Origin of the sequence: Microvirga lupini, assembly GCF_014191055.1 — a bacterium.
Lineage (GTDB): Bacteria > Pseudomonadota > Alphaproteobacteria > Rhizobiales > Beijerinckiaceae > Microvirga > Microvirga lupini_A.
This window is the reverse complement of the sequence record NZ_JACHWB010000006.1, coordinates 104,713-117,659: the sequence shown is the minus strand read 5'-3', so window position 1 is coordinate 117,659 and position 12,947 is coordinate 104,713. Positions and strand designations below refer to the sequence as shown.

The window sequence follows — 12,947 nt, the reverse complement described above, 5'->3', positions numbered from 1 at the left end:
AGCGAACATATTGTCGCGACCTGATCCTGCGGCGACAAGCTGAGTCATTGCGAACAAAACAGGAATGAGGATCTATACCAGTCCAGAGAGGGATGATTCGATTGTGTCTGCGAACCCTGCCTACCTTGACCAACTCAACCCGCGGCAGCGTCAGGCGGTCGAACACGGTATCCTGGCCGAAGGCTCACGTTCGGCTCCGCCGTTGCTGGTTATTGCAGGGGCAGGATCAGGCAAGACCAACACCCTGGCCCATCGCGTAGCCCATCTGATCGTCAAGGGCGCCGATCCGCGCCGCATCCTCCTGCTGACCTTCTCCCGTCGGGCCGCGGCCGAGATGGCGCGCCGGGTCGAGCGGATCGCGGGCCAAGTTCTGGGCTTGAGCGCAGGCGCGATGACCGATGCCCTCAGCTGGGCCGGGACGTTCCATGGCATCGGCGCCAGGCTCCTGCGCGACTATGCGCCCGAGATCGGTCTCGACCCGGCCTTCTCGATCCATGACCGCGAGGACTCGGCCGACCTGATGAACCTCGTCCGGCACGAACTTGGGTTCTCCACCACCCAGAGCCGTTTCCCAGCCAAGGCAACCTGCCTGGCGATCTACTCCCGCTGCGTGAATGCCGAGACGGCCCTTGAGGAGGTGCTCCGCACTTCGTACCCATGGTGCGCCGGCTGGGCCGCCGAGTTGCGGCAGTTGTTCGCCGCCTATGTCGAAGCCAAGCAGCGCCAGAACGTCCTCGATTACGACGATCTCCTGCTCTACTGGGCCCAGATGGTGGCTGAGCCATCCATCGCCGCCGAACTCGGCGGGCGTTTCGACCATGTCCTTGTCGACGAGTACCAGGACACCAATCGGATTCAGTCCTCGATCTTGCTGGCCCTCAAGCCAAGCGGCCAGGGTCTGACCGTGGTCGGGGACGATGCCCAATCGATCTATTCCTTCCGCGCCGCGACTGTGCGCAACATCCTGGATTTCCCCTCTCAGTTCAGCCCGCTGGCCGAGATCGTCACGCTCGACCGCAACTACCGCTCATCCCAGCCGATCCTGGCCGCCGCCAATGCGGTAATCGAGCTCGCCTCGGAACGCTTCACCAAAAATCTTTGGACAGTTCGCGCCTCCAGTGAGCGGCCGCAGCTGGTGGCCGTCCGCGACGAGACCGATCAGGCCCGATATGTGGTCGAGCAGGTGCTGGCGAACCGCGAGAATGGCATCAGCCTCAAGCAGCAGGCGGTGCTGTTTCGGACCTCGCATCACAGCGGGCCGCTGGAGGTGGAGCTGACCCGCCGCAACATACCCTTCGTGAAGTTCGGAGGCCTGAAGTTCCTCGATGCCGCTCACGTCAAGGACCTGCTCGCCTTGCTGCGGTTTGTCCAGAACCCACGCGATCGGTTGGCCGGCTTCCGGCTGATGCAGCTTCTGCCCGGCGTCGGCCCAACCTCGGCCCAGCGCGTGCTCGATCGCATGCATGACGTCGCCGATCCGATCGGTGCTTTGATAGAAGCTCCTGCCCCGCCCCGGGCAGGAGATGACTGGCGCTCCTTCGTCGATATGATCACGCAGCTTCGCGCTGGTGCTTCCGGATGGCCGGCAGAGCTCGAACTCGCGCGGACCTGGTACGAGCCCCACCTCGAGCGTATGCACGATGATGCCGCGCCCCGCAAAGCCGACCTCATCCAGTTGGAGCAGATTGCGGGAGGCTATCCCTCGCGCGAGCGCTTCCTGACCGAGCTTACACTCGATCCACCGGATGCCACGAGCGATCAGGCCGGCGTGCCTCTGCGCGATGAGGACTACCTGATCCTGTCGACAATCCATTCCGCCAAGGGCCAGGAGTGGAAGTCGGTGTTCCTGCTGAACGTGGTCGATGGCTGCATCCCGTCCGATCTCGGCACCGGCACCACGGCGGAGATCGAGGAGGAAAGGCGGCTGCTGTACGTGGCCATGACCCGGGCCAAGGACCACCTGCATCTGATCGTGCCGCAGCGGTTCTTCACCCATCAACAATCCGCCACGGGCGACCGTCATGTTTACGCTGCCCGCACCCGCTTCATCCCGAGTAGTCTCCTGAAGCTGTTCGAACGGGTGTCATGGCCTGTGGCCGTGCCGGACCCGGCAACGTCCCCTGCTGCGACAAAAAGCATTCGCGTGGATGTCGGCGCAAAGATGCGTGGCATGTGGCGATAGCCAGGGCTGCCAAGATGGATGCTCACGTTGCCACCTCGGGCACCAACGAGCCGAAGCGGAGGTCATATCAAATGGTAAGGCCGGTCCCCGACCCGGAAGAATCTCAGAGGCAAGCCTCTCACGTGTTTGGCGAGCCGTCAGCGCTCACCGGACGGCAGCGCAAGATCATTCACATCGACATGGACGCGTTCTTTGCCTCAGTCGAACAGCGCGATAACCCGGAGCTGCGCGGCAAACCCGTCGCAGTGGGTGGAGCAGGTGAGCGGGGCGTCGTGGCGGCTGCCAGCTATGAGGCCCGCGAGTTCGGTGTCCGCTCTGCCATGGCCTCGACGACGGCGCGGCGTCAGTGTCCTGACCTCATCTTCGTGCCACCACGTTTTGAGGTGTACCGGGAGATCTCGCAGCAGATCCGCACGATCTTTGCCGAATACACGCCTCTCATCGAGCCGCTCTCGCTCGACGAGGCGTATCTCGACGTCACCGAGAACCTCAAAGGCGTCACATCGGCCACGCAGATCGCAGAGGAGATCCGGGCGACGATCCGCGAGCAGACGGCTCTGACGGCTTCAGCTGGAGTGTCCTACAACAAGTTTCTGGCCAAACTCGCCTCGGACTACCGCAAGCCGGATGGCCTCTTCGTGATCACACCTCGGATGGGCCCTGCCTTCGTCGAGTCTCTGTCGGTGGGCAAGTTTCATGGCATCGGACCTGCCACCACGGCAAAGATGAACCGGCTGGCGATTCACACCGGCTTGGACCTGCGATCCCAGTCCCTTCCGTTCTTGCAGGAGCACTTCGGCAAGGCCGGATCTTACTACTACTGGATTTCCCGGGGCGTGGATTACCGTCCCGTGCAACCGAACCGGATCCGCAAGTCGGTTGGAGCGGAAAACACCTTCTCGAACGATCTCATTGCCTTCGAAGAGATGACGCAAAGCCTCGTACCGATCATCGACAAGGTCTGGCGGTACTGCGAGGGAACAGGTGTCCGTGGGCGCACGGTCACGTTGAAGGTCAAGTACGCGGATTTCCAGCAAGTCACCCGCAGCCGTTCCTTTGCAACCTCGGTGGACAGCAAGGCTGCCTTGGAACACGCAAGCGTCGAGCTTCTGAAACCCCTGCTGCCCGTATCAAAGGGTGTGCGTCTGCTTGGGATCACCCTGTCGGCACTTGAGGCGGATAAGAACCAGGTGAGTCCACAACTGGCTCTGGCGCTCTGAGGTTTGGCGCAGCAGCAGCGCCCTGACCCACCAAGACAGTCGGTTCCCGTCACTATTGCTATGGCTGCTGCCACAGTTCCTCCCCGTTATCCACAGCCCAGGATCGGACCCCTCACGTTGACTCGATCCGTGAGAGTATGTTCATGTTTTGTTCCATTTTGTCGCAGTGAGTCATGGAGCATGACGGTGTCCCCAAATTCCTCGTCGCCCGCCCGTCCCCTGAGCCTCGCTGCCATGCCGGCATGAGCAGGACCCATGCATGCCAAGCCCCCAGAGGCCATTGCGGAGTTACGCCGGCAGATCACGCACCTCGAGCGTGGGTCGGAGCGCCGCAAGCCCCTGCCCTTCGGCGTGCCACCCATCGACGAACACCTGCCCGGCCATGGCCTGGCCCGTGGCACCCTGCACGAGATCATCGAGGCAGGACCAGCCTCCGAGTTTGCTGGTGCAGCCACGCTATTCACGGCCGGCATCGCAGCCCGGCTCAAGGGGCCAGTACTCTGGTGCCTGACCCGGCGCGACCTCTTCGCCCCGGGCCTGCTGCGGGCCGGCTTGCATCCGGATCGTGTCATCTATGTCGAGACCTCCCATGACCGTGATGTCCTGCCCCTCGTTGAAGAAGGCCTGCACGAGAGAGGCCTTGGAGCTGTCGTTGGCGAGGTCACGCGGCTCGGCCTCACCGCCTCACGCCGACTGCAGCTGGCAGCGGAGGCCTCAGGCGTCACTGCTCTCCTGCTGCGGCGCTGGTGGACCGTTGCCGAGAAGGACCTGACCCGGCTGCCCACCGCCGCGTCCTCCCGCTGGCGTGTAGCGCCGGTGGAATCCGAACTCCTGCCAGCTCCTGGTCTCGGCCGGGCCCGTTGGCAGGTCGACCTCGTGCGCTGCCGTGGCGCTGAACCCCGATCCTGGATCCTGGAGGCCTGCGATGCGAAGGGTCGTCTCGCTGTACCTGCCGACTTGGCCGACCGACCGGATCCGGCGCAGGTTCGGCGAACCGCCACGCGATAAGCCACTCGTGACCGTGGGTGCCACGGGATCCCGCCGCCTGATCGCAGCCGTTGACACAACGGCGGATGATCTAGGGCTTCGCGTCGGTATGCCACTCGCTCAGGCGCAGGCACTCGTGCCTGACCTGCGCGTGTGTGATGCCACGCCTGACGACGACGAGACATCGCTGCGGCAACTCGCCTGCTGGGCCATTCGCTATTCGCCTGTGGTTGCGCCCGATCCGCCTGACGGTCTTTGGATCGACATCGCCGGAGCAGACCATCTGCTCGGCGGAGAGGAGGCCTTGCTGGCCGATCTAACCACTCGTCTCAGTGATCGAGGCATCGCTGCGCGGGCTGCTGTCGCTGACGCACCCGGAGCGTCCTGGGCCATAGCCCGTTACGGCAAGGGCTGCGTCGTGCCGTCCGGGCGTACCGTCGATGCGGTGGCTCCCCTTCCCGTTGCCGCCCTCCGTCTGTCCTCCGAGACGTTGAATGCCATGCACCGGCTTGGCATCGAGCGGGTCGGTCAGCTGGCCGCCATGCCGCGGGCCCCCATGGTGCGGCGGTTCGGCAAGGAGGTCGGGCTACGGCTCGATCAGGCGATGGGCCATGCCTTTGAGCCGATCTCTCCGCTGATCCCACAGGAGACGGCAATCGCCACCCTCACCTTCGCTGAGCCGATCGCACGGCTTGAGGACCTGAAGCAGGTGGTGCGCCGGCTCTCCCAGGATCTCTGCCGCAAGCTGACTCAGCGGGGAGAAGGCATCCGCCGGCTCGATCTGGTGGTCCGCCGAGTTGACGAGAAAGGAGCGTCCCTGCGTGTGGGAACGGCGAAAGTAACGCGGGATCATGTTCATCTGGCAAGGCTGTTCGACGAGCGCTTGCCGACGGTCGATCCAGGCTTTGGCATTGAGGAGGCGGCTCTCATCGCCAGCCACACCGAGCCGCTCGTCGAGCAGCAGACGGAGGTTCCTGGTATCGCCCAGGACGACACCGTTGATGCAGACATCAGCCGGCTCGTCGACCGTCTCGGCGCGCGCGTGGGTGCCCATCGCGTCTACCGTCTTGCTCCGATCCCAACCCTGGTGCCGGAGCGTATGGCGCGAAAGATCTCGCCTCTTGCACCACCCACCGGTTCTGTTTGGCCCGAAACTCTGTTGAGGCCAACACGGCTGCTTGATCCGCCGGAGCCGGTCGTGGCGACCGCCCTCCTCCCGGATCACCCGCCGGCCTTCTTCATCTGGCGCAGGCTCCGTCACAAAGTCGCCAAGGCCGATGGCCCGGAACGAATCACGCCGGAGTGGTGGAACGGCGACAAGCGCGCGGCTCCACGGGACTACTACCGGGTTGAGACGGACCAGGGCGGGCGGTTCTGGATCTTCCGTGACGCGCCGGCCGACCAGGGCGGGCGCTGGTGGCTGCACGGGTTGTTCGAGTGAGTGAAGGAATTGCCGAATGAGTTACGCGGAACTGCAGGTCACCACCCATTTCTCGTTTTTCCATGGCGCCTCGAGCCCCCACGAGCTGTTTGCGCAGGCAAAGCAACTCCGCATCACCGCACTCGGCATTGTCGACCGCAATTCGTTGGCCGGGATCGTGCGCGCCTACGAGGCGTCGAAGGAGACCGGAGTTCGGCTCGTCATCGGCTGCCGGCTCGACCTCACAGACGGAACGTCCCTGCTTGTTTATCCAAAGAGCCGCGCCGCCTACTCCCGCCTGTGCCGCCTTCTCAGCATCGGCAAGAGCCGAGGTGGGAAAGGCAAGTGCCTCCTGACTTGGGACGATGTGGTTGCCTGGAACGAAGGGATGATCGCCATCCTGCTGGGCGACGAGGCGGGTCATGAACTCAAGGCCAACCTCGTTCGCCTGAGAGCCACCTTCGGCGATCGCGCCTACATGGCCCTGATCCGGCGCTTTGCTCCCAACGAGCATCTCCGGCTCTATTACATCGAACAGATGGCCCAAGCGGCATGCGTTCCGACAGTCGCCATGGGCGACGTGCTCTACCATCATCCCGACCGCAGACGCCTGCAGGACGTGGTTGCCTGCATCCGACAAGGCTGCACCATTGACGAGGCGGGCTACCGGCTGGAGCGTCATGCCGACCGCTACCTCAAGGAGCCGGTCGAGATGCGGCGCCTTTTTGAGCGGCACGAGCAAGCCTTCGAGCGCATCCAGGAGATCCTGGACCGATGCACCTTCTCTCTGGACGAGTTGAGCTACCAGTACCCAAGCGAAACTGGGCCGAACGAGACAGCTCAGGAGAAATTGGAGCGGCTGACCTGGGACGGAGCGAACCGCCGCTACCCCAACGGCATTCCCGATGGCGTCGCCGGTACGATCCGGCATGAACTTCACCTAATCGAAGAGTTGGGCTATGCGCCCTACTTCCTGACTGTCAATGCAATTGTCCAGTTTGCCAAAGGCCGGGGCATCCTGTGCCAGGGACGCGGCTCCGCGGCGAACTCCGCCGTCTGCTTCGTGCTCGGCATCACATCGATCAACCCTGTCGAGCACGACCTCCTGTTTGAGCGCTTTGTCTCTCAGGAACGCCGCGAGCCGCCTGACATCGACGTCGACTTCGAGCACGAGCGGCGGGAGGAGGTGATCCAGTGGATCTACGACACCTACGGCCGGCATCGGGCGGCGCTCACGGCCGTTGTGTCCACGTACCGAGCCCGTGGCGCCGTCCGCGAGGTCGGTAAGGTGCTGGGCGTGCCCGAAGATGTCACGGCCGGTCTCTCGGGACTTGTTTGGGGTTGGGGCAATGATGGCGTGTCAGAGAAAGAGGCCAAGGAACTCAATCTCAATCTCGATGATCCGCGCCTGCGGATGACGTTGGAGCTCGCGCGCGAACTCATCGGCGCGCCGCGCCATCTCTCACAACATCCGGGCGGGTTCGTGCTCACCCAGGATCGTCTCGATGATCTCGTGCCTATCGAGCCGGCGGCGATGGAGAACCGTCAGGTGATCGAGTGGGATAAGAACGACATCGATACCCTGAAGTTCATGAAGGTCGATGTGCTCGGCCTCGGCATGCTGGGGTGCATGCGGCGAGCCTTCGATCTGCTGCGCGAACACAAGGGTGAGGACCGCGACTTGTCGACGATCCCGCTCAACGATCGCCCAACCTATCAGATGATCCAGAAGGCTGACACGGTGGGCACATTCCAGATCGAGAGCCGCGCCCAGATGGCGATGCTGCCGCGGATCAAACCGGACAAGTTCTACGACATCGTGATCCAGGTCGCGATCGTGCGTCCCGGTCCAATTCAGGGTGACATGGTGCATCCGTACCTGCGCCGCCGAGAGGGTCACGATGCACCCGAATATCCACGCCCTGAACTCAAACGCGTTCTGGAGAAGACGCTCGGCGTGCCGCTCTTCCAGGAACAGGCCATGCGGGTCGCCATCGAGTGCGCCGGCTTCACGCCCTCCGAGGCCGATCAGCTTCGTCGTGCCATGGCGACCTTCAAGCTGACAGCCGGCGTCACCAAGTTCCGCGACAAGCTGGTTCGCGGCATGATCGCCCGCGGCTATGACGCGGCCTTTGCCGAGCGCACCTTCAAGCAGCTCGAGGGCTTTGGCTCCTATGGCTTTCCGGAGAGCCATGCAGCGAGCTTTGCCAAGATCGCCTATGCCTCGTCCTGGATGAAGTGCCATCACCCGGACGTGTTCTGTTGTGCCATCCTGAACGCGCAGCCCATGGGCTTCTATGCTCCGGCACAACTCGTCCGGGATGCACGCAACCACGGGGTGGAGGTCCGGCCGGTCGATATCAACCATTCGCGCTGGGATTGCACCCTAGAGCCGACCCGCAGCCCGAGGCGCTTTGCCGTCCGTCTTGGGCTGCGCCTGGTGCGAGGTCTCGCGAATGCCGATGGCGCGATGATCCCGCTGGCCCGAACTGAGCACCCGTTTACCTCGATCGAGGATCTGTGGCGGCGTGCAGGAATCCCCATCTCGGCTCTGGAGCGCCTGGCGGACGCCGACGCTTTTGGTTCGATCGGCATCAGCCGACGAGACGCTCTCTGGACGATCCGGGGCTTGTCCGACGAGCCGTTGCCGCTCTTTGCCGCTGCGGACGCACGGGACACGGTCATCCGGCCCGAGGGAGAAGAGCCAGGCGTTGAGCTCGTTCGAATGACCGAAGGACGCGAGGTCGTGGAGGATTACCGGGCAAAGGGATTGACGCTTCGACAGCACCCACTTGCTTTCCTGAGGCAGGAGTTACGGGAGCGCCGGATCCACCGCTGCTCGTCTCTGCGGAGCATCAAAGACGGTCATCGCGTGACGGTCGCTGGCTTGGTCCTCGTGCGCCAGAAGCCGGGCTCGGCCAAGGGCGTAATGTTCATGACAATCGAGGATGAGACGGACGTCGCCAACCTTGTGATCTGGTCCTCCCTCTTCGAAAGGCAGCGCTGGCTCATTCTGTCCTCGGGAATAATCGCCTGCCGGGGGCGTCTGCAGCGTGATGGCGGCGTAACGCATCTCATCGCTGAGCACCTCATGGACCTGTCACCTCTGTTGCGCGGCCTCAGCAACCGGGATGAAGCTTTCCTGGTTCAGCCTGGGCGTGGCGACCAAGCCAGGATCGGAACCCGTGACAGGCTGCGACCGGGAGCCAAGGAGATGATAGATCAGCCAGATGAAGATGTAATGGAACATGTGAGTAGGCCGACGATCCGGCTGTCAGTCAGAGACTTTCGGTGACAGCCCTCAACGGGAGCGAATCACAGAGCCTGCCCTACGTTCCTCTAAACGCAAGGCTCATACGACGAAGGAGAGCGCACTATATGTGTAACCTGTACTCCTCCTATACCACTCAGGAGGCCATGCGTCGGGCATTCGAGGTCAGTCGCGACAGTGCGGGCAACATGCCTCCGTTGCCAGCGATCTTTCCCGACCAAATGGCCCCCATTGTCCGTCTCCACGAGGGTGAGCGTGAATTGATGCGGATGCGCTGGGGCTTCCCGCCGCCGCCGAAGGTCGGCACGCAGCCAGTCACGAACGTCCGCAATGTGTCCTCGCCGTTCTGGCGCGCCTGGCTCAAGCCCCAGTATCGGTGCCTGGTGCCGCTGACCTCATTCTCCGAATACAAGGACACCAAACCACGCAAGACTCCCGTGTGGTTCGCCTTGAGCCAGGATCGCCCGTTAGCCGCCTTCGCAGGCATCTGGCGACCATGGACGGGCGTTCGCGGCACGAAGTCCGAACCGGTCGAGGGCGAGCATCTGCTCTACTCGTTTTTGACTTCCGAGCCGAACAGCGTCGTGGCTCCAGTCCATCCGAAGGCGATGCCGGTGATCCTAACCAGTCCAGAGGAGTACGAGACCTGGCTCACCGCACCGGCGGAAGTCGCGCTCAAACTGCAGCGGCCGCTGCCGGACGACATGCTCAAGATCGTCGCGGAAGGCGCTCGATCCGATCAACTCGAGGGTGAACGAACCGCGGTCAACTCACATGCCTAAGGAGATCGGATACGCGGTCGTGGGGCTGGTGACCGACATTCTTGGAGCCTCCACAACGGCAACGTCCGAATGGCTAGTGCGTCCCCGCCGGGTCGAGTGCGGCGATCGCTGGCCACTCGACTGCACGATTTATTCGGAGCTGACTGGGCTCAGGCTCGACGGCGGCAGCTGCGGCCGGTCCATGCCGCCGCTGTTCCCCGGCGATGGAGGTCGGCATCGGCAGCGTAGCTTTCGAGACGCTTTGACCGACATCCTCGCGCCCCGCTACGGATTCTCGCCGACGCTGCGGATTGCGGACTTCGAAGTGAAGGACTGGATCAACCAGCCCGACCACGTGGACAGGATGCGGCAGCTTCTTGCGGGACGCATGTGAAAGGCTGATCAGATCAGGTTGACGTTGGCAGCCTCAGCAGCCCGAACATCATTTTCCAACCGTTCGGTGCATTCACACCAATTTTATCGATGGCCTACGTACCATGAAGGTCGGCTTACCGCCTCGGTGCAGAAGTTCGGTTTACTTCCGACAAGTGCCAACTGCGGTCATTCAGCCCCTTGCTGGCAATGGCGAAGTCCCAGTCACATGGCTTTCTGGTTCGAAGTTCGGCGGATTTGACCTTCAGGACGCCTGCACCTCTTCCAATAGCCAATTCCGGAAAGCCTCCAGCCCCGGACGCATGGGGCGATCCTCCGGTGTCGTGAACCAATAGGCGTTGCGGCTTTTGAAGCCGAGACCTGCTGGATTGACCAATCGTCCTGCCTCGAGTTCCTCCTGCACGAGTCGGCGCGGAACAAGTGCGAGGCCCTGGCCGGCTATCGCCGCACGGATGACGAGCGAATAGAACCCGAACCGAGTCGTATGCACGGGCGTGAAGTCATCGAGCCCATGGGCCTCGGCAAACTCGCTCCAGCGCAGGGGCGTTTGAAAATGATCGAGTACGGTATAGCGGCGCACATCCTCCGCCGTTTCGATGCCGCCCAAACGCGCAACGAAGGAGGCTGCGCCAACGAGGGCAACATCGCGGCCGAATAGGTAGCTGCCTCGATGCCCCGGCCACTCACCCTCCCCGAACCGGAAAACCCCATCGGCCGCTTCCTCCGTATCCGTCGTCACGAAAGTCGTGAACTGCACGTCGATCTCTGGATAGCGTTCCGCAAAGCGCGAGAAGCGCGGTACGAGCCACCGATCGCCAATGATCGGCAGCACATGGAGCCTGACGGACCAAGGCGAAGCCTTGAGGGCAGAGACCTGCGCGTTGCCCGCTTCGAGTTCCGCTAGGGCCCGGCGAACATACTTCACGTAGATCCGCCCGGCCTCCGTCGGCACGAGACCACGGTTGCCGCGAGCGAACAGGGAAACTCCCAATGTCTCCTCCAACCCGCGTAGATGTTTGCTCACCGCGCTCTGAGACAGGTTGACGGCCGCCGCAGCGGCGGAGGCCGTGCCGTGCTCGGCAACGGCGAGAAGGACGCGCAGGGCGGTCATGGAGCCTGGGAGGCGCTGGATCGACATGGAACAAAATAACCGAGGAGAGAAGAAGACCGAGGGCTCCTTCTATTCTAAAATAGAATATCAAGACGACATAATTTCATTTGCCAGCCGAAGTTCCCCTTGGGAAACCGAAGGAAAGGAGATTGGCATGACATCAACCAACGTTCTGTGGGCCTCACGCTTCCGCTCGGGCCCTGCCTCAGAGCTCATGGCCCTCTCGCGATCCGATGCCAGCCATTTCCGCCTTACAGCTTATGATCTAGCCGCCTCCTTTTCCCATGCGCGCGAGCTTGTGAGAGCCAAGCTCCTCACCCAGGAGGAGGGTGAGGCAATCGAGGCGGCCCTTGGAGACCTCAGGGCCGAGATCGACGCTAGAACCCTCATTCCATCGGAACAGGATGAGGATGTACACACCTTTCTGGAGCGTAAGCTCACGGAACGGCTCGGCCCCCTCGGCGGCAAGCTCCGGGCCGGACGCTCCCGCAACGATCAGGCGGCCAACGATCTCAAGCTCTATCTGCGCGATCAGGCTCGCCGCATCGTCACCGATCTGCTGGCCCTGCAGGATGCTCTTGCGCTTCAGGCGGAACAGCATCTCGAAACTATAGCCCCCGGGTTCACCCATCTTCAGCCCGCGCAGCCGGTGAGCTTTGCGCACCAGCTCCTTGCTCATGCTCAGGGCTTCACCCGCGACATCGAGCGCATGCAGGATTGGGATCGGCGCGCGGCGCGTTCTCCGCTCGGGGCGGCGGCGCTTGCCGGATCGGCCATTGCCAAATCGCCGGAATCCTCCGCCCGTGAGCTCGGTTACGACGCACCTTGCGAAAACTCCATTGATGCGGTTGGCAGCCGCGACCATGTCGCGGAGTTTCTCTTCGTAACCGCGATGACCGGCGTAAACCTGTCCCGTTTGGCCGAGGAGATCTTCCTCTGGTCCTCGCGCCAGTTTCGCTGGATCGCGCTCGACGATGCCTATGCCACCGGTTCATCCATCATGCCGCAGAAAAAGAATGCCGACATTGCGGAATTGACTCGCGGCCGGGCCGCGCGCCTCATCGGTGCACTCGGGACGATGCTGACGGCCCTCAAGGGATTGCCCTTTGCTTACAATCGCGATCTCGTCGAGGACAAGCGGGCCGCATTCGAAGCCATCGATACCCTCGCCCTAGTACTTCCGGCCATGGCCGGAATGGTTCGGACGATGCGGGTCGATGTGGATGAAGTGCGCCGCCAAGCGACCGATGGATTCACGTTAGCCACCGAAGTGGCTGACTGGCTTGCGCGCCAGGGTGTTCCGTTCTCGGAGGCCCACGAGATCACCGGCCGACTGGTTCGATATTGCGAGGACCGCAATATCGGCCTTGAGGATCTGAGCGCCAAGGATCTATCGATCGTGGATTCGCGCCTGGACGCAGCCCTTATGACGAACCTAACGCCGGATGCCGCCATCAGGGCCCGAGACGGCTATGGCGGGACGGCGCCGCTTCGGGTCACCGAACAGCTTGCCCGCCTGCGCATGGATTTTGTTAAACAGCGCGAATGGGCGATGCATTACGACGGCCCTCGGGTCTGAACAGGCACGAATGGAGAGAAACG

At 62.8% G+C, this 12,947-nt stretch carries 9 protein-coding genes; 8 read left to right on the top strand and 1 reads right to left on the bottom strand.

Annotated features, from left to right (window positions below):
• Positions 1-103 precede the first annotated feature (103 nt).
• The 7 genes from FHR70_RS19290 (at position 104) to FHR70_RS19260 (ending at position 10,235) form a co-directional block, all read left to right on the top strand.
• Complete coding sequence (locus tag FHR70_RS19290) at positions 104-2,182, top strand: ATP-dependent helicase (RefSeq protein WP_343058849.1); 2,079 nt, start codon at positions 104-106, stop codon at positions 2,180-2,182.
• Positions 2,183-2,253: 71 nt separating this feature from the next.
• On the top strand, positions 2,254-3,402 hold the full coding sequence (gene dinB, locus FHR70_RS19285; protein WP_183453214.1) for a DNA polymerase IV: 1,149 nt from the start codon (positions 2,254-2,256) through the stop codon (positions 3,400-3,402).
• Positions 3,403-3,657: 255 nt separating this feature from the next.
• Positions 3,658-4,410 (top strand): ImuA family protein, encoded by a 753-nt coding sequence (locus FHR70_RS19280; RefSeq protein ID WP_183453212.1) that lies wholly within the window; start codon positions 3,658-3,660, stop codon positions 4,408-4,410.
• Positions 4,328-5,830, top strand: coding sequence for a DUF6504 family protein (locus FHR70_RS19275; protein ID WP_183453210.1), 1,503 nt, complete (start codon positions 4,328-4,330; stop codon positions 5,828-5,830). Before FHR70_RS19280 ends, FHR70_RS19275 begins: the two co-directional genes overlap by 83 nt.
• Positions 5,831-5,846: 16 nt before the next feature.
• Positions 5,847-9,104, top strand: a complete 3,258-nt coding sequence (locus FHR70_RS19270; protein ID WP_183453208.1) for an error-prone DNA polymerase — start codon at positions 5,847-5,849, stop codon at positions 9,102-9,104.
• 83 nt (positions 9,105-9,187) lie between these two features.
• On the top strand, positions 9,188-9,862 hold the full coding sequence (locus FHR70_RS19265; protein WP_183453206.1) for an SOS response-associated peptidase: 675 nt from the start codon (positions 9,188-9,190) through the stop codon (positions 9,860-9,862).
• Entirely contained in the window at positions 9,855-10,235 is a 381-nt protein-coding gene (locus FHR70_RS19260) for a hypothetical protein (protein WP_183453204.1), read from the top strand. The genes FHR70_RS19265 and FHR70_RS19260 overlap by 8 nt, the downstream gene beginning before the upstream one ends.
• A 243-nt stretch (positions 10,236-10,478) precedes the next feature.
• Here FHR70_RS19260 and FHR70_RS19255 read toward each other — a convergent pair whose 3' ends face one another.
• Positions 10,479-11,372, bottom strand: a complete 894-nt coding sequence (locus tag FHR70_RS19255) for a LysR substrate-binding domain-containing protein (protein ID WP_183453202.1) — start codon at positions 11,370-11,372, stop codon at positions 10,479-10,481.
• A 127-nt stretch (positions 11,373-11,499) separates the two neighbouring features.
• Between FHR70_RS19255 and argH the strand changes: the two genes are divergently transcribed.
• Positions 11,500-12,924, top strand: a complete 1,425-nt coding sequence (gene argH, locus FHR70_RS19250) for an argininosuccinate lyase (RefSeq protein ID WP_183453200.1) — start codon at positions 11,500-11,502, stop codon at positions 12,922-12,924.
• Positions 12,925-12,947: the final 23 nt, after the last annotated feature.

Coding starts and splice junctions, on each gene's coding strand:
- FHR70_RS19280 (WP_183453212.1), top strand. CDS start 3,658: ATGCATGCCAAGCCCCCAGAGGCCATTGCGGAGTTACGCCGGCAGATC.
- FHR70_RS19255 (WP_183453202.1), bottom strand. CDS start 11,372: ATGTCGATCCAGCGCCTCCCAGGCTCCATGACCGCCCTGCGCGTCCTT.
- argH (WP_183453200.1), top strand. CDS start 11,500: ATGACATCAACCAACGTTCTGTGGGCCTCACGCTTCCGCTCGGGCCCT.
- FHR70_RS19275 (WP_183453210.1), top strand. CDS start 4,328: ATGCGAAGGGTCGTCTCGCTGTACCTGCCGACTTGGCCGACCGACCGG.
- FHR70_RS19265 (WP_183453206.1), top strand. CDS start 9,188: ATGTGTAACCTGTACTCCTCCTATACCACTCAGGAGGCCATGCGTCGG.
- dinB (WP_183453214.1), top strand. CDS start 2,254: ATGGTAAGGCCGGTCCCCGACCCGGAAGAATCTCAGAGGCAAGCCTCT.
- FHR70_RS19260 (WP_183453204.1), top strand. CDS start 9,855: ATGCCTAAGGAGATCGGATACGCGGTCGTGGGGCTGGTGACCGACATT.
- FHR70_RS19270 (WP_183453208.1), top strand. CDS start 5,847: ATGAGTTACGCGGAACTGCAGGTCACCACCCATTTCTCGTTTTTCCAT.